Annotated in this window: 21 protein-coding genes and 1 tRNA gene; 12 read left to right on the top strand and 10 right to left on the bottom strand. The window is 62.5% G+C overall.

All coding sequences use genetic code 11. The features are described from left to right. Positions 1 to 95 precede the first annotated feature (95 nt). Entirely contained in the window at positions 96 to 884 is a 789-nt protein-coding gene (locus CDV44_RS01470; protein ID WP_249277366.1) for an RNA pyrophosphohydrolase, read from the top strand. Between the two features lie 68 nt (positions 885 to 952). Next, positions 953 to 1,645 carry a CNP1-like family protein gene (locus CDV44_RS01465; protein ID WP_087686376.1) on the top strand — a complete coding sequence of 231 codons (693 nt, stop codon included), beginning with the start codon at positions 953 to 955 and terminating at the stop codon, positions 1,643 to 1,645. A 160-nt stretch (positions 1,646 to 1,805) separates the two neighbouring features. Here CDV44_RS01465 and proB read toward each other — a convergent pair whose 3' ends face one another. The 4 genes from proB to rplU all read right to left on the bottom strand — a co-directional run bounded on the left by proB (position 1,806) and on the right by rplU (position 5,049). Then, positions 1,806 to 2,939: a glutamate 5-kinase gene (gene proB / locus CDV44_RS01460; protein ID WP_087686375.1), complete on the bottom strand. Its 1,134-nt coding sequence runs from the start codon at positions 2,937 to 2,939 to the stop codon at positions 1,806 to 1,808. Between the two features lie 213 nt (positions 2,940 to 3,152). Beyond that, a complete protein-coding gene (gene cgtA, locus CDV44_RS01455; RefSeq protein ID WP_087686374.1) occupies positions 3,153 to 4,298 on the bottom strand; it encodes an Obg family GTPase CgtA in 1,146 nt (381 codons plus the stop codon). 150 nt (positions 4,299 to 4,448) lie between these two features. Beyond that, a complete protein-coding gene (rpmA, locus tag CDV44_RS01450; RefSeq protein ID WP_017234735.1) occupies positions 4,449 to 4,709 on the bottom strand; it encodes a 50S ribosomal protein L27 in 261 nt (86 codons plus the stop codon). Between the two features lie 28 nt (positions 4,710 to 4,737). Continuing rightward, positions 4,738 to 5,049, bottom strand: coding sequence for a 50S ribosomal protein L21 (rplU, locus tag CDV44_RS01445; RefSeq protein ID WP_058376175.1), 312 nt, complete (start codon positions 5,047 to 5,049; stop codon positions 4,738 to 4,740). Between the two features lie 349 nt (positions 5,050 to 5,398). Here rplU and CDV44_RS01440 point away from each other — a divergent pair, with 349 nt between their 5' ends. The 9 genes from CDV44_RS01440 (at position 5,399) to yacG (ending at position 13,218) form a co-directional block, all read left to right on the top strand. Continuing rightward, positions 5,399 to 6,328: a polyprenyl synthetase family protein gene (locus tag CDV44_RS01440; protein WP_237172219.1), complete on the top strand. Its 930-nt coding sequence runs from the start codon at positions 5,399 to 5,401 to the stop codon at positions 6,326 to 6,328. A gap of 25 nt (positions 6,329 to 6,353) precedes the next feature. Further along, positions 6,354 to 6,430: transfer RNA gene (locus tag CDV44_RS01435), tRNA-Pro, on the top strand. A 215-nt stretch (positions 6,431 to 6,645) separates the two neighbouring features. Next, the gene (locus tag CDV44_RS01430; protein ID WP_087686373.1) at positions 6,646 to 7,935 is read left to right on the top strand and encodes an HlyC/CorC family transporter; all 1,290 of its coding nucleotides are present in this window, start codon (positions 6,646 to 6,648) and stop codon (positions 7,933 to 7,935) included. Positions 7,936 to 8,094: 159 nt separating this feature from the next. Continuing rightward, a complete protein-coding gene (locus CDV44_RS01425; protein ID WP_087686372.1) occupies positions 8,095 to 9,384 on the top strand; it encodes a GspE/PulE family protein in 1,290 nt (429 codons plus the stop codon). Continuing rightward, on the top strand, positions 9,365 to 10,618 hold the full coding sequence (locus tag CDV44_RS01420; protein WP_170935819.1) for a type II secretion system F family protein: 1,254 nt from the start codon (positions 9,365 to 9,367) through the stop codon (positions 10,616 to 10,618). The genes CDV44_RS01425 and CDV44_RS01420 overlap by 20 nt, the downstream gene beginning before the upstream one ends. Continuing rightward, a complete protein-coding gene (locus tag CDV44_RS01415) occupies positions 10,615 to 11,493 on the top strand; it encodes an A24 family peptidase (RefSeq protein WP_087686370.1) in 879 nt (292 codons plus the stop codon). The genes CDV44_RS01420 and CDV44_RS01415 overlap by 4 nt, the downstream gene beginning before the upstream one ends. Continuing rightward, positions 11,490 to 12,104, top strand: a complete 615-nt coding sequence (gene coaE, locus CDV44_RS01410) for a dephospho-CoA kinase (RefSeq protein WP_087686369.1) — start codon at positions 11,490 to 11,492, stop codon at positions 12,102 to 12,104. The genes CDV44_RS01415 and coaE overlap by 4 nt, the downstream gene beginning before the upstream one ends. 159 nt (positions 12,105 to 12,263) lie before the next feature. Continuing rightward, positions 12,264 to 13,019, top strand: a complete 756-nt coding sequence (gene zapD, locus CDV44_RS01405) for a cell division protein ZapD (protein ID WP_058376183.1) — start codon at positions 12,264 to 12,266, stop codon at positions 13,017 to 13,019. Positions 13,020 to 13,023: 4 nt separating this feature from the next. Next, positions 13,024 to 13,218, top strand: coding sequence for a DNA gyrase inhibitor YacG (gene yacG, locus CDV44_RS01400; protein WP_087686368.1), 195 nt, complete (start codon positions 13,024 to 13,026; stop codon positions 13,216 to 13,218). 93 nt (positions 13,219 to 13,311) lie between these two features. Here yacG and CDV44_RS01395 read toward each other — a convergent pair whose 3' ends face one another. The 4 genes from CDV44_RS01395 to secA all read right to left on the bottom strand — a co-directional run bounded on the left by CDV44_RS01395 (position 13,312) and on the right by secA (position 19,123). Further along, positions 13,312 to 13,743 carry an NUDIX domain-containing protein gene (locus tag CDV44_RS01395; RefSeq protein ID WP_087686367.1) on the bottom strand — a complete coding sequence of 144 codons (432 nt, stop codon included), beginning with the start codon at positions 13,741 to 13,743 and terminating at the stop codon, positions 13,312 to 13,314. A gap of 84 nt (positions 13,744 to 13,827) precedes the next feature. Beyond that, positions 13,828 to 14,706, bottom strand: coding sequence for an ATP-binding protein (locus CDV44_RS01390; RefSeq protein WP_087686366.1), 879 nt, complete (start codon positions 14,704 to 14,706; stop codon positions 13,828 to 13,830). Between the two features lie 224 nt (positions 14,707 to 14,930). Beyond that, on the bottom strand, positions 14,931 to 16,160 hold the full coding sequence (argJ, locus tag CDV44_RS01385; protein ID WP_087686365.1) for a bifunctional glutamate N-acetyltransferase/amino-acid acetyltransferase ArgJ: 1,230 nt from the start codon (positions 16,158 to 16,160) through the stop codon (positions 14,931 to 14,933). Positions 16,161 to 16,327: 167 nt separating this feature from the next. Beyond that, a complete protein-coding gene (gene secA / locus CDV44_RS01380) occupies positions 16,328 to 19,123 on the bottom strand; it encodes a preprotein translocase subunit SecA (protein WP_087686364.1) in 2,796 nt (931 codons plus the stop codon). A gap of 306 nt (positions 19,124 to 19,429) precedes the next feature. Between secA and CDV44_RS01375 the strand changes: the two genes are divergently transcribed. Next, positions 19,430 to 19,909, top strand: a complete 480-nt coding sequence (locus tag CDV44_RS01375) for a DciA family protein (RefSeq protein ID WP_087686363.1) — start codon at positions 19,430 to 19,432, stop codon at positions 19,907 to 19,909. 134 nt (positions 19,910 to 20,043) lie between these two features. Here the strand turns inward: CDV44_RS01375 and lpxC are convergent, their stop codons facing one another. Both lpxC and ftsZ read right to left on the bottom strand, forming a co-directional pair. Then, positions 20,044 to 20,958, bottom strand: coding sequence for a UDP-3-O-acyl-N-acetylglucosamine deacetylase (gene lpxC, locus CDV44_RS01370; protein ID WP_087686362.1), 915 nt, complete (start codon positions 20,956 to 20,958; stop codon positions 20,044 to 20,046). A 578-nt stretch (positions 20,959 to 21,536) separates the two neighbouring features. Further along, on the bottom strand, positions 21,537 to 22,727 hold the full coding sequence (ftsZ, locus tag CDV44_RS01365) for a cell division protein FtsZ (protein ID WP_058376191.1): 1,191 nt from the start codon (positions 22,725 to 22,727) through the stop codon (positions 21,537 to 21,539). Positions 22,728 to 22,776: the final 49 nt, after the last annotated feature.

Genomic DNA, 22,776 nt, shown 5'->3' with positions numbered 1-22,776 from the left:
GTTGCTTCGGTCGGGTGCCCGAGCCCCGCCAGCCGCCGCGCCGGTGATTATCTGTTTATAATCGAAACAATTTTAAAGGATTCAAGGGTGGTTGTATGCTTGACCGTGAAGGCTTTCGCCCGAACGTCGGCATCATCCTCTTAAACGCACGCAATGAAGTGTTCTGGGGCAAGCGGCTGGGCGAACACTCCTGGCAGTTCCCGCAAGGCGGCATCAAGTACGGCGAAACGCCCGAACAGGCCATGTTCCGAGAATTGCACGAAGAAACCGGGCTAAAGCCAGAACACGTCAAAATCATCGGTCGCACGCGCGACTGGCTGCGTTATGAGGTGCCGGACAAGTTCATCAAGCGCGAAGTGCGCGGACATTACCGGGGCCAGAAACAAATCTGGTTCCTGCTGCGCATGGTTGGTCGCGATTGCGATATCTGCCTGCGTGCGACCGATCATCCCGAGTTCGACGCCTGGCGCTGGAACGAATACTGGGTGCCGCTCGAGGCCGTGATCGAGTTCAAACGCGAAGTGTATCAACTCGCGCTCAACGAACTCTCGCGCTATCTGCGGCGCACGACTGCGCGTGCCCAGCACGAACGGCGGCGGTTTCCGCGCGCGGGTGCCCATATCGGCGAACTGCCGCCGGGCGCCACGAGCGGGTCGTACGGCGACGCGATCGATCCCGGCCCGGGCGAGCATCACTCGGGCGAATACAGCGACGATTGCGGCGGTGCTTCGGTGGCGGTCGACGATGGCGATGCCGCCAATACTGCCGATACCGCCGATACCGCCGATACCGCCGATACCGCCGAGCATGCTGGCGGCCTTGGCTCCGGCAGCGCCGATAGCCCCGTTAGTCCGGGTAAGGGTTCCGCAGGCGGGGGGCACTGAACCGGGCCGCGACCGCGCTGTCCATCATCCGTACGCGGGCTTCATGCCCGCGTCGTGCTGAATTCCCCGTGTTCGTCGCCGTCACGTTTGCCGTCGTGTTCGTCGTCACGTTCGTCGTCGATCACCCAGAACATTTTGCGCGGCCTCGCCCGCTTTCGCTCATCAGCCGTCTTACTGACCGTCACCTCATGCGCCTGTCTTTCACCCGCCGCGCTCCGCGCCTCGCCGTTCTGGCCCCTCTGGCCGCGCTGACGCTGCTCGCCGCTTGCAGCAGCACGTCGCAGCCCGTTCAGGATCTCGACGAATACTTCGCCCAGCAGGAAGCCGCCAAGGGCAAATGGAAGGAATCCGACTTCACGATGCCGACAACGGCCCCGCAGAACGCCGATCTCGCCACCTTCCCCACCCTGCCGAACTCCTCGCTGACCTACGCGATCGACACCAAGTCCGTGCAAGTGTCTGACGACGGCGTGGTGCGCTACGTGGCCGTCATCACCAGCAAGGAAGGCGCGCGTAACGTGTCGTTCGAGGGCATGCACTGCTCGACGTTCGAGACGCGCCTGTACGCCACCGGCCGCCCTGACGGCACGTGGGTCGCCGCACGCAACAGCGAGTGGCGGCAGATTCGTCCGTACGGCTCGACGGCCTACCAAGGCATCCTGTACCGCGACTACCTGTGCCGCGAGAAAACGCCGCTGGGCAAGCCGAAGGAAATCGTGCAGAACCTGCGCTATCCGGTGGGCAACCCCGACTACAAGTAATCGCGCAGCGGGCGAAATTTCGTCCGCCGGTTGGCGTCGGCGCCCGACGACATCCGCCGATGCCATAAAAAAACGCCGGCCACGGTTATCGTGCCGGCGTTTTTGTTTCTACTTCCGTATTCACGATTTGCGCCCCAGTTGCCCCGGTAGCGCGTCTCGTTCAGCGCAGAATCAGGTTGTCGCGGTGAATCAACTCGGGTTCGTTGGCAAAGCCCAGCACCTGCTCGATATCGCTGCTCGGGTGACGGCGAATGAGTCGGGCCTCCGACGCGCTGTAGTTCGACAAGCCGCGTGCGACTTCGTGACCGGCTTCGTCCAGACACGCAATGACCTCACCGCGCGCGAACGTGCCTTCTACATCGATCACGCCGATCGGCAGCAGGCTCTTGCCCTCTTCGATCAGCTTCTTGCACGCGCCCGCATCGATCACGACGCGCCCGCGCACCTGCAAGTGATCGGCCATCCACTGCTTGCGCGCCGTCAGTACGGCCGTGCGCGCCGTCAGTTGCGTGCCGATCGCCTCGCCGCCGGCCAGTCGTACCAGTACGTCAGCCTCGCGGCCCGACGCGATCACCGTGTGTGCGCCGCTCGTCGCCGCGCGCTTGGCCGCCAGAATCTTGGTCAGCATGCCGCCACGGCCGATACTCGAGCCGGCACCGCCGGCCATCGCTTCGAGACGCTCGTCGCCTGCTTCCGCTTCGTGCACGAACTCGGCGTCCGGGTGCTTGCGCGGGTCTGCGGTATAAAGCCCCGACTGGTCGGTGAGAATGACCAGCGCGTCGCCGTCGATCAGGTTGGTCACGAGCGCGCCCAGCGTGTCGTTGTCGCCGAACTTGATTTCGTCGGTTACGACCGTGTCGTTCTCGTTGATGATCGGCACCACGCCAAGACGCAGCAAGGTCAGCAGCGTGGTCCGGGCGTTCAGATAGCGCTCGCGGTCGGCCAGATCGGCGTGCGTGAGCAGAATCTGCGCGGTGCGCACGCCGTGCTCGGCGAAACGGGTCTCGTAGACCTGTGCGAGCCCCATCTGCCCCACGGCGGCAGCCGCCTGAAGCTCATCGATGGCTTTCGGACGACGCGTCCAGCCCAGGCGCTGCATGCCTTCGGCAATGGCGCCCGAACTCACGAGCACCACTTGCTTTGGCGCACGCCCGTCGCCACCGTGCCGCAGGGCGGCAATCTGCTGCGCCCAACGCGCAATCGCAACATCGTCCAAGCCGCGACCATCGTTGGTCACAAGGCTGGAACCCACTTTCACCACGAGCCGCCTGGCATCGGCAATGACCGAACGCATGGGACTGGTTTCTCCTGCGGATGTATTGGGGAAGGCTGGTTCGCTGGCACCGTCGGGCAACTGCGGCGGATGTGTTCAACGCGTTCAACACGTCAAACACGTCAAACACGTTGATTGCCCCGTCAGTTCTGCACCGCTCACGGCCAGCGTGGCCGGATCACTGGCGGTAACGTCATTGCGACGGCACCGCCCGTGTCTTGAGTGATGGGGAGTTTACGCCTTTGGCGTATCGTCCGGGGGCGTTTGTGGTGCGGGTTCGCTGGCAGCGGGGGCGGCCTCGGGGGTCGCACTGCCGGCGCGGAAACGCGGATCGAGCGCGGCATCTTCCAGCGCTTCTTCGACGGCACCGCGTTGCTGGTACAGATACTCCTGCACCGAAAGGCACAGGTGTTCGCAGCCTTCGCCGGTCAGCGCCGAGATCTGGAAGGTCGGGCCGTCCCAGTCATAACGCTTGAGGAAGTCGGCCACGCGCTCGGCGCGTTCGTCTTCCGGGATCATGTCGACCTTGTTGAGCACCAGCCAACGGGGCTTCTCGAACAGCATCTGGTCGTACTTCTGCAATTCGAGCACGATGGCCTTCGCGTCCGCCACCGGATCGACGCCTTCGTCGAACGGGGCGATGTCCACGATATGCAGCAACAGGCCCGTACGCTGCAAATGGCGCAGGAACTGGTGACCCAGGCCGGCACCTTCGGCGGCGCCTTCGATCAGGCCGGGAATATCGGCGATCACGAAGCTCTTGCCCGGCGCGGTGCGCACGACACCGAGGTTCGGGTGGAGCGTGGTGAACGGATAGTCGGCGATCTTCGGACGCGCGTTCGATACCGACGCGATGAAAGTCGATTTGCCCGCATTGGGCATGCCGAGCAGACCGACGTCCGCGAGCACTTTGAGCTCAAGCTGGAGCATGCGGCGCTCGCCGGGCTTGCCGTCGGTCTTCTGACGGGGCGCACGGTTCGTGCTCGACTTGAAATGGAGGTTACCCAGACCGCCTGCACCGCCTTGCGCGAGGACCACTTCCTGGCCGTGTTCGGTCAGGTCGGCGATGACTTCGCCGGTGTCCATGTCGCTGATGATGGTGCCCACCGGCATACGCAGATGGATGTCGTCACCGCCCTTGCCGTAGCAATCCGAGCCGCGGCCGGTTTCACCGTTGCGCGCCAGATGCTTCTTCGAGTAACGGTAATCGATGAGGGTATTGATGTTGCGATCCGCCACGGCATACACGCTGCCGCCACGACCGCCGTCGCCGCCGTCCGGTCCGCCGAACGGCACGAACTTCTCACGGCGCATCGATGCCGAGCCATTGCCGCCGTCCCCGGCGATCACCTCGATACGCGCTGCGTCAATGAATTTCATGGTTCCGTTCCGCCTTATCGACCGTCCGCAGACGATACTGAATTCTGTACAACGCCCCGTGAGCCTCGCGATATTTCGCGGAGATAGCGACGGGACAAACAAAAAAGGCTCCGCATGAGAGCGGAGCCTTTTGGTGGCAAAAGGCTTAGCTTACGCTGCCGGCACCACGCTAACCACTTGCTTCTTCGCTGCGCCCTTGATGGCGAATTGCACGTGGCCATCGGCCAGTGCAAACAGCGTGTGGTCCTTACCAATACCGACGTTTTCGCCGGCATGCATACGAGTACCGCGTTGGCGAACGATGATGCCGCCAGCCAGGATTGCCTGACCGCCGTACACCTTCACGCCGAGGCGCTTCGACTCGGAATCGCGGCCGTTACGGGACGATCCGCCTGCTTTTTTGTGTGCCATGACTTAACTCCTTACCTAGCTCTATCGATTAGCCGTTGATGCTGTCGATACGCAGCTCGGTGTAGTTTTGGCGATGGCCTTGACGCTTTTGGTAGTGCTTGCGACGGCGCATCTTGAAAATCTTCACCTTGGGGTGACGACCCTGGGCGATAACGGTAGCCTTGACGGAAGCCCCACTAACCAGCGGTGCACCGAACTTAATCGATTCACCCTCGCCAACGGCGAGAATCTGGTCGATGGTGATTTCAGCGCCAATGTCAGCCGGTATCTGTTCTACTTTAAGTTTTTCGCCAGCAGCAACCTTATATTGCTTGCCGCCGGTTTTTATGACCGCGTACATTGTTGAACCTCACTCATAAACAAGAGATATATTCTTCCCGTGCAGGCCGAGGGTCCCGGTCCCCGAAAGGACATTTAGGACGCTTCTTACCGACCCAACGCCGCTCCGCAGCCCGCGATACCGAAGTATTTTTGGACTTGTCGCGAAGAATGCGCGCACGAAAACCGGGGATTATACAGACTTTATCCTTTTGAGTCAAAGACTTCCGTGAAGCCAGTCATTCCGCGGGGCTGGTGCCCGAAAGTGGCCCCGCGCACTATATAATTTGGGGCGAATTTTTCCTCACCCGAGCCTTGTCTTGACTGCTTCGACTTCTCCCCAGAACGTACTGGCCGCCATCGCCGACGACATGCGTGCCGTCGACCAGCTTATCCGCCACCGGCTGGCCTCCGAGGTGGTCCTGATCAATCAGATCTCGGAGTACATCATCAATTCGGGCGGCAAACGCCTGCGTCCGGCCTTGCTGCTGCTCGTCGCGAATGCGCTTGGCGTCACCTCGCCGGCTCGCTTCGAGCTGGCCGCCGTCATCGAATTCATCCACACCTCGACGCTGCTGCACGACGACGTGGTCGATGAATCCGACCTGCGCCGCGGCCGCCAGACGGCCAATGCCCTGTTCGGCAATGCGGCGTCGGTACTCGTCGGCGACTTCCTGTACTCCCGCTCGTTCGAGATGATGGTGAGCGTGGACAACATGCGAGTCATGCAGATTCTCGCGCGCGCCACGAACGTCATTGCGGAAGGCGAAGTCCTCCAGTTGCTGAACATGCACGACCCGGACGTCGACGAAGCGCGCTACCTCCAGGTCATCAAGTACAAGACCGCCACCCTTTTCGAAGCGGCCACGCAACTCGCCGCCGTGCTGGCGAATGCCGATGCACAGACGGAAGCGGCGGTATTGGAATATGGCGGCCGCCTCGGCACCGCGTTCCAATTGATGGATGACTGGCTCGATTACGCGGGCGACACCGATGCGATGGGCAAGAACGCCGGCGACGATCTGCGCGAAGGCAAACCGACGCTGCCGCTGATTCATGTGCTGCAACACGGCACCGAAGCCGAACGCGCGCTCGTGCGGGAAGCGATCGAAAATGGCGGCACCGACAAGTTCGAGCCGATCCTCGCCGCGATCACGCGCACGGGGGCACTCGACTACACGCTGGCACGTGCGCAAGAAGAAGCCGATGCCGCCGCACAAATTATTTCTACACTCCCCTCTTCACAATACAAAAATAGCCTGCTAGAATTGTGTTCTTACTCGATAACGCGACGCACTTAACAAGGCGAAGCGACAAAATCGAAAGCGGGGTGTAGCTTAGCCTGGTAGAGCGCTACGTTCGGGACGTAGAGGCCGGAGGTTCGAATCCTCTCACCCCGACCAAGATTCACTTTGCTCTCATGCAAAGCAAAAAAACCGCCGGATTCGTCCGGCGGTTTTTTTATTTCTGCGTCATCCCCCGTCCTGCGCAAATACCTTGCACTCCGTTGCATTCGCGACCTTCGCGGACAACCGCGCCACGCCGGCGGAACGACGGCCCCCCTCTGCTATAGTGGCAACTCATTGCCACCCCCCGCGCCACTGGTGCACAAATACGCTTGGAAGCCTTGCCCTTATGGGCGCAAATTTGCGCCGTCGCCCTGCTGATCGTCTGTTCGGGCTTCTTCTCCATTTCAGAGACGAGCATGATGGCGCTCAACCGCCATCGCCTGAAACATCTCGTGCGCCTCAACGTCCGAGGCGCGAAAGACACCCAGGGTCTGCTCTCCCGTACCGAAGACCTGCTGTCCACGATTCTCGTCGGCAATAACGTCATCAACACGGTTGTTCCGGTACTCACCACCTCCATTGCGGTGCGTTACTTCGGCAACGACGCGGTCACCTTGACCGTTGCCACAGCGTTGATTGCGTTGCTCATCATCGTGTTCGCCGAGATTGGTCCGAAAATCGTCGGTGCGACCTACCCGGAACGCATCGCACTGCCCACCAGCGCGCTGCTCAAACCGATCGTCACGCTTGCGACGCCACTCGTCTGGGTGCTCAACGGTTTCGTGCGCGGCATTCTGCGTGTGCTCGGCATCAATACGCGCCGCGATGCCAGCGAAACACGTCTCACCACCGAAGAACTGCGCACCATCGTGCTGGAAGCCGGCAACTACATGCCGACCAAACCGCGCAGTGTGTTGCTCAACCTGCTCGATCTGGAGAACATCGCGGTGGACGACGTGATGGTGCCGCGCGCGCGCATCGAAGCACTCGATATCTCGGCACCGCTCGAGACGATCCTCTCGCAGCTCGAGACCTGCTATCACAACAAGCTGCCGGTGTACGACGGCGATATCGATCGCATCGTCGGCATTCTTCCCGTGCGCCGCACACTCTCCGCGCTGCGCCACCCCGACGACCTCACGGTCGACACCCTTCGCGCGCTGCTCGTCGAGCCGTACTTCATTCCGAGCGATACGCCTGCGCTGCGCCAGTTGCAGTACTTTCAGGAGAACCACCGCCGCGTGGGTCTCGTCGTCAACGAATACGGCGAAGTCGAAGGGCTCGTGACGACCGAAGACATCATCGAGGAACTGATCGGTGAGTTCACCACGAGCACCCACGGCTCGGGCGGCAGCCGCTCGGGCTGGAGCAAAGATGCCGACTGTCTGGTCAGTGGCGGCGTCGGACTTCGTGACCTGAATCGCCGCCTGGGCCTGCATCTGCCCACCGACGGCCCCAAGACACTTAACGGCCTGATCCTCGAAGTGCTGCGCGAGATTCCGGAAGCGTCGGTAAGTCTGGAGATCAGCGGCGTGCGCATGGAGATCGTGCAGATCGACAATCAGGCGATCAAGACCGTACGATTGTTCAAACCGGCGGGGCATCAATCTGCCAACTGACGACGGCCGTGCAGGTAACGCAAATTAAACGGGGCTAGCGGGTTGCAATCTCCTCGTTCACTGCGCGTAACATCCCCCCATTTTTCGGGCAATTCCGATTGAGATCCCCCAGGGATTTGACGAGACTGAAGCTTCACGTCGCTCTCGTCATTCCCTGTCATGTCATCGCAAGCCGTCTCGACGCCACGCCGTCACACGCCCGCTGAATCGCGCAGTGTGGACGCGCCGGTTGCTGCGTCATTTTCATCCCCTGCCCCCACCCCCGAAGCGGCTTCGCCTCTCCAGTATCTGGAACAGATGCTCGGTGAAGCAGTGCGCGCGGGTGCCTCCGATATTCACTTCGAGCCGATGGCACGACGGTTCCGCATTCGCTTGCGCGTAGATGGCGAACTGCACGAACACGCTGAAGTGCCGGTCGCGTGGCGCGACATGCTGGTTGCCCGATTGAAGGTACTCGCCCATCTGGACATCTCGGAGAAGCGTCTGCCGCAGGATGGCCGGATGTTATGGCGTGAATCGGGCGAACCTGTCGAATGCCGCGTCAGCACGTTGCCCACGCTCTACGGTGAGAAGTTGGTGGTGCGGCTGCTCGATGGCGCCAAGGTGCCGCTCTCGCTCGAATCGCTCGGCTATACGCCTGTGCAATATCAGGCGCTCGCACGTGCCATCGCGCGCCCGCACGGGATGATCCTGCTCACGGGGCCGACAGGGAGCGGCAAGACGGTGTCGCTTTACAGTTGCCTGCGGCGGCTCAACGACACCACACGCAATATCGTGACGATCGAAGATCCGGTCGAAATCCGGCTGCCGGGCGTCACGCAGGTCAATCTCAACGAGCGGGCCGGGCTCGACTTCTCGACCGCCTTGCGCGCCTTCCTTCGACAAGATCCCGACGTGCTTGTGATCGGGGAAATCCGCGACGCACAGACCGCCTCGATTGCCGTACAAGCGGCGCAAACGGGTCATCTCGTCTTCGCCACGGTACACGCCAACGATGCTTCGAGCACGGTCGCCCGATTGCTGGATCTCGGGGTCGCGCCGTTCAATCTGTCGTCGGCGCTCCTGCTGGTCAGTGCGCAACGTCTCGTCAGGCGCCGTTGTCCGGCGGGGTGTGATGTGGCCGGGGGCGCCGACGCATCGAAGGAGACGCCGTCGGCCCCGTCCGGGATTGCCGAGCATGGAGCGCCTGGAGAGGGCCGCGACGAACCGCAGCGCCGCCACACCTGCATGCGCTGTCACGGCACTGGATTTGCGGGCCGCATTGGTGTGTTTCAGGTGATGCCGATCAGCGCCACGCAAGCGGTCAACATCGCGCAATCGCGCAGTCCTCACGAACTAGCGGCGCAGGCGGCGAGCGAAGGCGTGATGACGCTGCGCGAAGCGGGCTTGTGGCACGCCAGTGCGGGCACGATCTGTCAGGAGGATGTCGATGCGACAACACCTGCCTGACGGGGCGACCCGGCGCGCCCCAGTCGCCCAACCCCGTCGCTGGCACTGGCAGGGGCACGACGCCGATGGCCGTGCCCGGCAAGGAGAGCTGATCGCGACGGGTGAAGCGATCGCACGCCTCGAATTGCGTCGGCAACATGTGGGCGTGACGCACCTGAGCGCCGGACGCCGCCACACCGCCGCCATTCGCGTGAAAGCCATCGATGCCGCCAATCTCATGCGACGCCTTGCCACGCTGCTGGCAGCCGGTGTGCCCTTGAGTGCCGCACTCGACATCCTCGCGCGCGGTGCGCACGCCCGTGGTCTCAAACGTCTCGCGCGAGAAATCGGGCACGACGTCAGGCAAGGCTTTCCGCTGGCACAGGCGATGGCGCGTGCAACACATCATTTCAACACCGTCGATTGTCAGTTGGTCGCCGCGGGCGAACTGGGCGCACAACTCGCACCGACGCTCGCCCGCCTCAGTACGCAGCGTGACCACACGCGCGCACTCCGCGAAAAACTCCAGCGGGCGCTCTCCTATCCCTTGACCGTGCTGGGCGTGGCCATCGCGATCGTAATCGCGCTGCTTCGCTGGGTCATCCCCGAGTTCGAACGGCTCTTTGCCAACGCCGCTGGCGGCGGCGTACCGTTGCCACCGCTCACCCGATGGCTCATCGACATGTCTCGCGTCACGCTCGACGACGGACCATGGCTGCTGGCCGCCCTCAGCACCGCAGGCGTCGCGATCAGCGTGACGCTCAGGCGCAGTTCGCGCGCGCGACGATGGCGTGATCGCCTGATCCTGAAACTGCCCGGTATCGGACCGATCGTGCGCATGACGAGCACCGCGCGCTGGGCCCGCACGCTTGGCACACTGCTGGACGCGGGCATTGCGCTGGCCGACGCAATGGACGCCGCGGCCAACGCCTGTGGCAACCTCGTCATCCGACAGTCCGCGCACGTCGTGCACGTGTCGGTCGCCCGCGGTGCACGGCTGGCGACGGCCCTGGAGGCCGATTCACACTGGCCGCTGGTCATCGCACAACTCGCCGTGGTGGGGGAGGAATCGGGTACACTCGGGCGCATGCTCAACCAGGCGGCCGATCTGCTGGACGAAGAAGCCGCACATACGCTGGTGAGCGCCTGCGCGACGCTGGAACCCATGATGATTACGTTGCTCGGACTGCTGATCGGAGGCATGGTGCTTGCCATGTATCTGCCGATGTTCCAACTCGGATACGGTGTCGCATGAACGGCTACGCAGAGCCTCTGCTCATCGACTTTCTCGCCCAACTGGCGCCGCACTGGCGCTTTGCGCTCTTTGCTGCCGCCGGCATCGTCGCAGGCCTCTTTCTCGATATCGCCATACGCCGCGTGCCGGTCGCCGTCGAACTTGCATGGCTGGCAGAGTCAGCCATCGCGACCACATCCGCCACCTCGATCAACTCGATCAACTCGATCAACGCAAGTGCGTCTGCCTTATCCCCTGACCATGGCGATACGGAGATTCCGCTGGCATCGATCACCGCCCTATCCGCAGAACGTTTCCAGGCCGTGCCGCTGCCCGACGCTGCGCCGACACGCCGCTGGCAGTTGTCGGTGCTTACTGCGCTGCTGAGCGTGGCCGTGGCATGGCGCTTCGGCCCGACTTGGCAGAGCGTAGGCGCCCTTGGCCTCGTATGGACGCTCATCACACTCGCCTACATCGATTTCGACACACAACTGCTGCCCGACATCCTCACCTTGCCGCTGCTATGGGCGGGCCTCCTCTGTAATCTGGGCCACTGGTTCGCCACGCTCCCGGCTGCGGTGATCGGGGCGGCGGCGGGCTACCTGAGTCTCTGGCTGCTGTACTGGGTCTATTGGCTGCTGCGGCGCCGCGAGGGCATGGGTTTTGGCGACTTCAAACTCTACGCTGCACTCGGCGCATGGCTCGGATGGGCCTCGCTGTTGCAGATCATGACGCTGGCGTGTTTGCTCGCCATCGTGGTGGCGGGCAGCGCCTGGATCGCGGGCCGGCTGCGCCACGATCAGATGTTTCCGTTCGGCGCGTTTCTCGCGGCGGGGGGTATTGCCACGCTGTTCGGCGGCAATGAATTGATGATGTGGATCGGAGGCACCCCATGACTTACGCCATCGGCCTGACCGGCGGCATCGGCAGCGGCAAGACCACTGTCGCCAACCTGTTTGCCGCGCACGGCATCGCCATTATCGACACCGATGCGATCGCCCACGGCATTACCGCACCGGGCGGTGCCGCCATGGCTGCCATCCGCCGCACGTTCGGTGATGATTTCGTGGCCCCCGACGGCTCGCTCGATCGGGCCCGTATGCGCGAACTCGTCTTTGCCGATGACGATGCAAAAGCGCGTTTGGAGGCCATTACCCATCCGCTGATCCGCACCGAGTGCGAGCGAGCGGCGGCGCAAGCCGAAGGGCCCTATCTGATTTTCGTAGTGCCGTTGCTGGTCGAGTCGGGCACGTGGCGCGAACGTGTACAACGCATACTTGTCGTCGACTGTCCGGAAGAAACGCAGATCACCCGCGTGATGGCGCGCAACCATTTCTCGCGCGATCAGGTGCTGGCGATCATGGCGCGGCAGGCCACGCGAGCACAGCGGCTCGCGCTCGCCGACGATGTCGTCGACAACGACACGCAACACGCTGCACTGACCTCACGTGTGGATCGCCTGCATGCGGAATATCTCAAACTCGCGGGGCAATTCGGTGCACACTGAGTCACTCGACGCTCACAGGGACATCGCAATGCAGCGCTCGTTGACAACGCACATGGCAATTGCGCGCCATGGAACGCCGACGCGCGTTGCTTCTCTTTGGATTCCCGCATTAGAATGTCGCCATTACGCTGAAAAGCGCCAACTTTTGGGCCAACGCGCTTGATCCTGTACGAATATCCGCTCAACGAACGCATTCGCACGCTGCTTCGGCTAGAAGAGCTGTTCGGGCGCTTTGCCTTTTTCGTCGGACAGGATCAGCCGCTCGATCATCACGCGGCGCTGATCACCATGTTCGAAATCGCGGACATCGCGGGGCGCTCCGACCTGAAGAACGATCTGGTCAAAGAACTGGATCGGCAGCGGCTGACGCTTCAAACCTATCGCGGCAATCCCGACATCGCGTCGGATGCCCTCGAACAGTTCATCGACGAAGTCGAGCGCGCGATTGCCAATCTCAATCAGATTCCCGGCAAACCCGGTCAACACCTGAACGACAACGAATGGCTGTCGAGCATTCGCAGCCGCTCGGTGATCCCCGGGGGAACGTGCCGCTTCGATCTGCCGTCGTATTACGCGTGGCGGCACAACGATACCGAACAGCGCCGCCAGGACATCGACAAGTGGATTGGTCCGCTGATGCCGCTGCGTGATGCCATCGGCATCGTGCTCGGACTGGCGCGCGAATCCGGTCACGCCAGCAAGGCGATGGCGCAGCAAGGCAGCTATCAGCAGATGCTCACGGGCCGCGTCTACCAGCTCATGCAGGTGCGCGTGGCCGCCGATCTGCGCGTGATCCCGGAAGCCAGCGCCAACAAGTACATGCTTTGGGTGCGTTTCACCACGCAGGACGGCGATCTGAAGCCCCGTCCGGTCGACAGCGACGTACCTTTCCTGCTGACACTCTGCAATCTGTAAGACCATGACAACCGTCGTCAATTGTCCGACCTGCGGCAAGAAAGTCGTTTGGGGCCCTGAAGCCAAGTTTCGTCCGTTCTGCTCGGAGCGCTGCAAGCAGATCGACATCGGCGCATGGGCCGCAGAGAAGTACACCATTCCCGCAGAAGTCGCTGACGATCCTTCGCAAGACTCACCGCTCGATCCGACGGAGCGCTGAATTTAGTCGCTGAAGTTAGTCGATAAAACAAAAAAGGCACCCCAGGGTGCCTTTCTTGTTTTTCAGACCTGCCGTGGTGCGTCCGTGACCTGATTACTTGCCGGCCATTTCCTCGGCGAGCCAGGTAAGCGGCGGTTCTGCGGCCGGCAGCAACGGGGTAACGCCCACCGGAGGCCGCTCCCACGCCAATGCCTGCCCTTCCTTGCCATGCGGCTCGCCGTCCCATGCCGTGACCTTGCAGAAGTGCAGACGGACATACGCATGCGGGTAATCGTGCTCCAGCACACGCCATGGTGCGCATCGCACGACCGTCACGCCCAGCTCTTCGTGCAGTTCGCGCGCCAGCGCCGCCGCCACCGACTCACCCGCTTCGAGCTTACCGCCCGGAAACTCCCAGTAACCGGCATACGGTTTGCCTGCCGGGCGTTGGCCGAGCAGCACCGTGCCATCGGGGCGCACCATCACGCCAACCGCCACTTCCGTAATGGCACGCCCATCGGGCGCGTATCGCTTCGATTCAGTCATAAGTCTGCGGTTCTCTTGGCCGGGCGCGCCATCGCTGCACACGCCCCGGCTTTTTGCGGGTCTGTTGTCGGTCTTGAAAAAGCGTCAGGACGCCGCGGCACCGCTGAGCTTGCCCGCCCAATCGCGCGCAAACTGGAACGCCACACGTCCCGAACGTGATCCACGCTCCAGCGCCCAGATCAGCGCCTCATGGCGCGCTTTCTCAAGCTGATCGGCCGGCACACCGAAGTGTTGCAGCCAGTGACCGACGATGCTCAGGTAGTCGTCCTGCTTGAACGGATAGAAGCTCACCCACAGGCCGAAACGCTCGGACAGGGAGATCTTCTCTTCGATCACTTCGCCCGGATGAATCTCACCGTCATCGGTGTGGCGATAGGTCTCGTTGTCCTTCATGTACTCGGGCAACAGATGGCGGCGGTTCGACGTCGCGTAAATGAGCACATTGTCCGATTGTGCGGCGATGGAGCCGTCGAGCGCGACCTTCAGCGCCTTGTAGCCCGACTCGCCGTCCTCGAACGACAGGTCGTCGCAGAACACCACGAAGCGCTCCGGACGCGCCGAAATCAGGTCGACGATGTCGCCCAGATCGACCAGATCGTCTTTGTCGACTTCGATCAGACGCAGGCCCTCGCTCGCATACTGATTCAGGCAGGCCTTGATCAGCGACGACTTGCCCGTGCCGCGTGCGCCCGTGAGCAGCACGTTGTTGGCCGGCTCACCGCGCACGAACTGACGCGTGTTCTGTTCGATCAAACCCTTCTGGCGCTCGATGTTCTGCAAATCGCCCAGCGTGATTTCCGAGACGTGCGCGACCGGTTGCAGGAACCCGCGTCCCTGCTTCTTGCGCCAGCGAAACGCCACTGCCGCATTCCAGTCGGTCTCGGGCGTGGCCGGCGGCAACATCGCCTCCAGTCGGGCCAGCACGCCTTCGGCGCGCGTGAGGAACTGCTCCAGCTTGTCCATGCTTCGAATCCTTGCGCTGGCGGGAAAATGCCAGTCGATGTCTCGTCGTTCGGTGTTGTCGTTTCCCTTCGCTATCGGCCCCGATGCTCGTGCCATCGGTGACCTGCCTGCCAGCCCGTGTTGCCGGCACCTCGAACGGCGCATCGCCCGTGCCGGTCAGGCACGCATCGATGTCACCGACAGCGCTCGCCTCCGGTGGAAGACGAGCGCTGTCGCGTCGGGGCTCAGGAGCGGTAGTCCGCGTTGATGCTCACGTAGTCGTGTGACAGATCGCAGGTCCACAGCGTTGCTGCCGCGTCGCCGCGGCCCAGCACCACGCGCACCGTGATCTCGCTTTGCTTCATCACGCGCTGACCGTCTTCTTCGCGATAGTCGGCGTTACGGCCACCGGCGCGGGCGACCAGCACGTCGTCCAGATACAGGTCGATCTTGCTGACGTCCAGATCGTTGACGCCGGCATAGCCGATCGCGGCCAGAATCCGGCCCAGATTGGGGTCCGACGCGAAGAACGCCGTCTTCACCAGCGGCGAGTGGCCGATCGCATACGCGATCTGACGGCACTCGGCCACGTCGCGGCCGCCTTCGACGGTCACGGTGATGAACTTGGTGGCGCCTTCACCGTCGCGCACGATCAGTTGCGCCAGTTCCTGCGAGATCGACAGCAGCGCGTCGCGCAAGGCGGCAAACGCCGGCGTGTCGGTGCTGCTGATTTCCGGCAATTCAGTCTGGCCCGTGGCGGCCACGATGAACGAGTCGTTCGTCGAGGTATCGCCATCGATGGTGATCGCGTTGAACGAGCGGTCGGCCACGTACTTCACCAGCGCGTCGAGCACCGGCTGCGCCACACGGGCGTTGGTGCCAACGTAACCGAGCATGGTCGCCATATTCGGCTTGATCATGCCGGCGCCCTTGCTGATGCCGGTCATGACGATGGTCTGGCCGTCGATCACGACTTCACGCGAGGCGGCCTTCGGCAGCGTGTCGGTGGTCATGATCGATTGGGCGGCTTCGTACCAGTGCGCCGGTGCGAGATTGGCAATCGCTTGCGGCAGCCCCGCGACCAGACGGTCGACCGGCAGCGGTTCGAGAATCACGCCCGTGGAAAACGGCAGAATCTGGTTCGGCGAAACCGACAGCAGCTTGGCCAGTGCGTCGCACGTGGCGCGCGTCGCGGCCATGCCCGGCTCACCGGTGCCGGCGTTAGCGTTGCCGGTGTTTACCACCAGCGCGCGAATGCCCGCGTGTGCGGCCAGATGCTCCTTGCAGACGGTGACCGGCGCCGCGCAGAAGCGGTTCGTGGTGAACACGCCCGACACGGTGCTACCGGCGGCCAGTCGCATGACCAGCACGTCCTTGCGGTTCGGCTTACGGATATTGGCTTCGGCCCAACCCAGTTCGACGCCGGGCACGGCGCGCAATTGGGAGGCTTCGATCGAGGGGAAATTGACGGCCATGAGGGTTCGCCCGCGAGAGGTAAGGGTTGCATCTCCCGCCCTGGCGACGTCGGCACGACAGTCCGCCCGGGCGGCGGTTGATCGGTGCGGCCGGAGACTGCGAGTACCGGCGCCACAAACGACTCGGCGCCGATTTTTGGTCGGCGCCGCGTCGCTCGGTTCACATCTTAAGACAGTTTGCCGTGGCAGTGCTTGAATTTCTTGCCGCTGCCGCACGGGCACGGATCGTTGCGGCCAACCTTCGGCAGCAGATCGTCGCCACCGGCCACCGCAGCAGCAGCCGAGGCGATCGCCGCGACCACCGGACGCCCGGCGTCCTCGTCGACTTCGCCTTCACCGCCCACGGTCTCGAGTTCGTCATGCTTGAACTCGATGTTGACCAGCCCGCCCGCGTTGTCTTCGAGCGATTCGGTCGCCTGCTCCAGCTCTTCCTGCGACTGAATCCGCACGTTCATGATCACGCGCGTGACTTCCAGCTTGATGGTTTCCAGCAACTGCGAGAACAGTTCGAACGCTTCGCGCTTGTACTCCTGCTTCGGGTTCTTCTGTGCGTAACCGCGCAGATGGATACCCTGGCGCAGGTGATCAAGGGCGGCCAGATGTTCGCGCCAGTTCGAGTCCACGCTTTGCAGCATGACCGAGCGCTCAAAGCCCGAGAACGACTCGCGGCCCACTTGATCGATCTTGGCGCTGTAGGCGGCCTCGGCGGCTTCGAGCACTTCCTTGAGGATGTCCTCGTCGTCGATCTCGTCGGCGCCTTCGATGCGCGATTGCAGCGGCAGGTCGAGCTGCCACTCTTCGCGCAGCGTCGTCTCGAGACCCTTCAGGTCCCACTGCTCTTCCACCGTACCGGCCGGTACGTAGGCGCGCACGATATCTTCGAACACGCTCTGGCGCATGCCGGCGATGGTTTCGGAGACGTCTTGCGTTTCGAGCAGTTCGTTACGTTGCTGATAGATCACCTTGCGCTGATCGTTGGCCACGTCGTCGTACTCGAGCAGTTGCTTACGCACGTCGAAGTTACGCGCTTCGACCTTGCGTTGTGCCGATTCGATCGAGCGCGAGACGATGCCGGCTTCGATGGCTTCGCCTTCGGGCATCTTCAGGCGATCCATGATCGCGCGCACGCGGTCGCCCGCGAAAATGCGCAGCAGCGGATCTTCCAGCGACAGGTAGAAACGCGACGAACCCGGGTCGCCCTGACGGCCCGAACGGCCGCGCAACTGGTTGTCGATACGGCGCGACTCGTGACGCTCGGTGCCGATAATGTGCAGACCGCCAGCGGTCTTCACTTGCTCATGCAACCCTTGCCACTCGTCCTGCAATTGCTTGATGCGGCTTTGCTTGTCGGCTTCCGAAATGTTTTCGTCGGCTTCGATGAACGCCGATTGCTTCTCGACGTTGCCGCCCAGCACGATGTCGGTACCGCGGCCGGCCATGTTGGTCGCGATGGTGATCACGCCCGGACGGCCTGCTTGCGCCACGATCTCGGCTTCACGCTGGTGCTGCTTGGCGTTGAGCACCTGATGCGGCAGCTTTTCGCGCGTGAGCAGTTGCGAGAGATATTCCGAGGTTTCGATCGAGGTCGTGCCCACCAGCACCGGCTGGCCACGCTCGACGCAATCGCGAATGTCCTTGATGACCGCGTCGTACTTCTCTTTCGAGGTCTTGTAGATCTGATCCTGACGGTCGATCCGCTTGGGCGGACGGTTGGTCGGGATCACCACCGTCTCGAGACGGTAGATTTCGTTGAATTCGAACGCTTCGGTATCCGCCGTACCCGTCATGCCCGAGAGCTTGGCGTACATGCGGAAGTAGTTCTGGAACGTGATCGAGGCGAGCGTCTGGTTCTCGTGCTGGATCGTGACGTGTTCCTTCGCTTCCACGGCCTGATGCAGACCTTCGGACCAGCGACGGCCCGACATCAGACGGCCCGTGAATTCGTCGACGATGACGATCTCGTCGTTCTGCACCACGTAGTGCTGATCCTTGTGGAACAGCGTGTGACCGCGCAGGGCGGCATACACGTGGTGCATCAGCGTGATGTTCTGCGGTGCGTAGAGGCTGTCGCCCTCGGCGATCATGCCCCACTCGGCGAGCAGTTGCTCGGCCTTCTCGTGGCCGCGCTCGGTCAGGAACACCTGACGTGCCTTCTCGTCGAGCGTGTAGTCGCCCGGCACTTCAACGCCCGTGCCGTCGGCCTTCTCTTCACCGATCTGACGTTCGAGCATCGCCGGCAGGCGATCCATCTTGACGTACAACTCGGTGTGATCTTCGGCTTGACCCGAGATGATGAGCGGCGTGCGGGCTTCGTCGATCAGGATCGAGTCCACTTCGTCGACGATGGCGTAGTTCAGGGCCCGCTGCACGCGCTGCTCGGTCTCGTAGACCATGTTGTCGCGCAGGTAGTCGAAGCCGAACTCGTTGTTCGTGCCGTACGTGATGTCGGCGGCGTAAGCGGCCTGCTTCTGATCGTGCGGCATCTGCGACAGGTTGATACCCACCGACAGACCGAGGAAGTTGTACAGGCGCGCCATCCATTCGGCGTCGCGCTGGGCCAGGTAGTCGTTGACCGTCACGACGTGCACGCCCTTGCCCGAGAGTGCATTCAGATAGGCCGGCAGCGTGGCGACGAGCGTCTTGCCCTCACCCGTGCGCATTTCGCCGATCTTGCCGAAGTGCAGCACCATACCGCCGATCAACTGCACGTCGAAGTGACGCATCTTCAGCACGCGCTTGCCCGCTTCACGGCAGACGGCGAAGGCTTCGACGAGCAGCGAGTCGACGCTCGCCCCTTGGGCGATACGTTGCTTGAATTCCTCAGTCTTGCCACGCAGTTGCTCGTCGCTCAGCTGTGCGATCTGCGGCTCGAGCGCGTTGATCGCCGCGACGGTTTTCTGGTACTGCTTGATGAGCCGCTGGTTGCGGCTGCCAAATACTTTTTTGAGAAGACCGGGAATCATCGGATCACTGGTAAGGGCGGCAAATGTCGTTCGCAAGCGTGCGGACGGTCGAAGGAACAAGGTCCGAGCGCCACGAAATTCCCCCCGTGACATCCGGACCGCCCGACGCGCCTGCGCACTGCGGGTCACCAGCATTTGGCAGAGTTGCCACGTGCCGGTTCGATACCTGTTCTAAAAAAAGGATTCTAGCATGCTGCGGTGATACGCCCGGGCGCCTTGGCATCTCGGACAGCCTTGGTTTCTCGCCGCCCGCCGGGTCCACGCCCGATCGCGGGGTAGAATATGAGGCATTCTCTGTCTCACCATATGAAACGACGCAAAGCACCCCGTGTTGCCCGCCCGCTGAACGCCCTGCTATCCGCGTCTTTATCGACTTCCGACGGCGCAGGATCGCTGCTGGCCGCCGCCGAACAGCTCGGCCGCCTGGAGCGTGATGTGCATGCGCTGCTGCCGGCGCCGCTCACCGCTAGCGTGCGGGTCTCACCGCCACGCGATGGGGCGCTCGTCTTTCTCGTCGCCAACAATGCACTGGCCGCGCGCTTGCGCCAGCAAACGCCTTCGTTGATCGAAGGCCTCGCCAAGCGCGGCTGGCTGATTCGTACGATTCGCATCCGCGTGAGCATCACGGCGCCGGAACCGCCCAAACCACCCAAGGAAGCCCGCCTGCCGCGACAAGGTCTGGTGAGTCTGCGCGATTTGCGCGATTTGCTGGAACCGTCGCCGCTTCGCGACGCACTGGCCCGGCTGGTGGCGCGACACTCTTACGGCGGCACCCGCAAGCCCTGAGCTTCACGGCAATCACCGGCGACCGAAACTTGTTGCGCGTCAAATAAAAAAGCGCCGGGAAACCGGCGCTTTCGTTTTGTTACATTCGCACCGGCAAGCGGTGCGGCGCGTAACCCGCGCGTGACGTGCGCGACTTATGCGAATTGCGTTTGCGGTTCGAACTGGAAACCGCGCGGTGCGTCTTCGGCACGCTCGAACGTCACCACTTCGAACGCTTCCTGTGCGAGAAGCTCGCGCAGCAACTGGTTGTTCAGACCGTGGCCCGACTTGTATGCCGTGTACGACGCCAGCAACGGGTGACCGATCACATACAGGTCGCCGATCGCGTCGAGCATCTTGTGCTTCACGAACTCGTCGTCGTAGCGCAGGCCATCGTTGTTCAGAATGCGGTACTCGTCGAGCACGATCGCGTTGTCCATACTGCCGCCGCGGGCGAGGCCCAGTTCGCGCAGCATTTCGACTTCATGCGCGAAACCGAACGTGCGGGCACGGGCGATTTCCTTCGCGTAGGACGTTTCCGCGAAATCGACTTCGAGCGCCTGACCGGTGCGGTCCACCGCCGGGTGACGGAAATCGATCGTGAACTTGAGCTTGAAGCCCTCAAACGGATCGAGGCGGGCGAACTTGTCGCCTTCGCGAATCTCGACCGGCTTGGTCACACGGATGAATTTCTTGGCGGCGGGCTGCTCTTCAATGCCGGCCGACTGGATCAGGAAGACGAACGTTGCAGCGCTGCCGTCCATGATCGGAATTTCTTCGGCGGTCACATCGACATACAGATTGTCGATGCCCAGCCCGGCGCATGCCGACATCAAGTGTTCCACGGTGGAAACACGCGCACCATCCTTCTGCAACACCGACGCGAGACGCGTGTCGCCGATCGCCATCGCCGACGCCGGAATCTCCACAGGGGGATTCAGATCGGTACGACAAAAGACGATGCCGGTGTGCGGCGGCGCCGGACGCAGCGACAACTCGACCTTGCGACCGGAGTGCAAGCCGATGCCGACTGTCTTGGCGATGGATTTGAGAGTGCGCTGCTTGAGCATGCTATTTATTAAAACTATCAGACGCTAATGACCATAGATCGAATTATATCAGATCGGCGCCTTCATCGCTGTGCCACAAACACAACGATTCGTTACTAAACATTTTGGATTGTGCCTCACGGATACACATTCCGAATATCCCGTCATACGAAACAAGCCATTTCGCATTCCAGCGAAGGCCATTACCTCTCGGGGGCCCCTCGCGCCCTTCAACGTTCATCCTAGAACATCGACGCGCTGGTGCAGGGCACCCCGTCCACCGCGACGGAGGCATGCCGCGGTGGACGGGGGACAGACTCGCGAGACCGGGTCAGGGATGGCGGACGCTTACCCGTAACGTCCGTCATCTGTCGCGCGTTGACCTCTCATGCGACTCTGGTTGTCGCAACGACGAGACATCAACCCACGCAACAACCTTGCCGTATCGCCTTTCAGACTCGTACTGCGGCGCGCCTTCCCCACACCGAAAGGTATGGTTCATAGGGCGGCGACAAGTCCTCACGACGACCTGCGTAGGTCTCGCGATTCCCAAGGTGCGGCGGCGCCAGGCACTGGTACCCGGCCCGCGCGCAACCCTGTCAGTCGGCTTGCTTGCGCAGGAAGGCCGGAATGTCGTACGTGTCGACACCCTTTTCCTGCAATGCGGCAACGTGCGAGGCTGCGGTCTCGCGCGTGCTGCGCCACACGGCCGGCGTATCGAGCGCGCCGTAGTCCGTACCGCTGGCCTGACCCACGTTCGGCACATGGCCGGTCGCGATCGGCATATTGTCGGTACCGGTCTTGAGCAGCGTCATCGGTGCAGCAGCCTTCTTCGCGACGGCGCGGCCCAGGCCCGTTGCGACCACGGTCACGCGCAGTGCATCACCCATCTTGTCGTCGTAGACGGTACCGAAAATCACGGTCGCGTCTTCGGCGGCATAGCTCTTGATGGTGTTCATCACTTCACGCGTTTCCGACAGACGCAGCGAACGCGAGGCCGTGATGTTGACCAGCACGCCACGCGCGCCCGACAGGTCCACGCCTTCCAGCAGCGGGCTTGCCACGGCTTGCTCGGCGGCCAGACGCGCACGATCGACACCGGCAACCGTCGCCGTGCCCATCATGGCCTTGCCCTGCTCGCCCATCACCGTCTTCACGTCTTCAAAGTCGACGTTCACCAAACCGTCGACGTTGATGATTTCGGCGATACCGGCCACGGCGTTGTGCAGCACGTCATCCGCGCATTGGAAGCACTTGTCCATTTCGGCATCGTCGCCCATGACTTCGAACAGCTTGTCATTGAGCACCACGATGAGCGAGTCGACGTTGTCTTCCAGCTCTTGCGCGCCGGTCTCGGCCACACGCATGCGCTTGCCACCTTCGAACTCGAACGGCTTGGAGACCACACCCACCGTCAGGATGCCCATCTCCTTGGCGATCTGCGCGACCACCGGTGCTGCGCCCGTGCCCGTACCGCCACCCATACCGGCGGTGATGAACACCATGTGCGCACCGCGCAGGGCATCGGCCACGCGCTCACGCGCTTCGTCCGCTGCGGCACGGCCCATCTCCGGCTTCGCGCCAGCGCCCAGACCGGTCTTGCCGAGCTGGATGTTGACGGAGGCCTGCGAGCGGCCCAGTGCCTGCGCGTCCGTGTTCATGGCGATGAATTCCACGCCTTGTACACCGCGGTTGATCATGTGCTGGACGGCATTGCCGCCAGCGCCACCAACACCCACCACCTTGATGATGGTGCCGTTGGTTTCCGTTTCCAACATTTCGAAGTTCATAGCGCCTCCAGTGAATTAAAAACAGATCCGGCACTGCCTGATCACGCGC

Origin of the sequence: Pandoraea sp. PE-S2R-1 (assembly GCF_002179865.1) — a bacterium.
GTDB lineage: Bacteria > Pseudomonadota > Gammaproteobacteria > Burkholderiales > Burkholderiaceae > Pandoraea.
The sequence above is the reverse complement of the archived record's forward strand: the minus strand, read 5'-3'. Positions and strand labels throughout refer to the sequence as shown.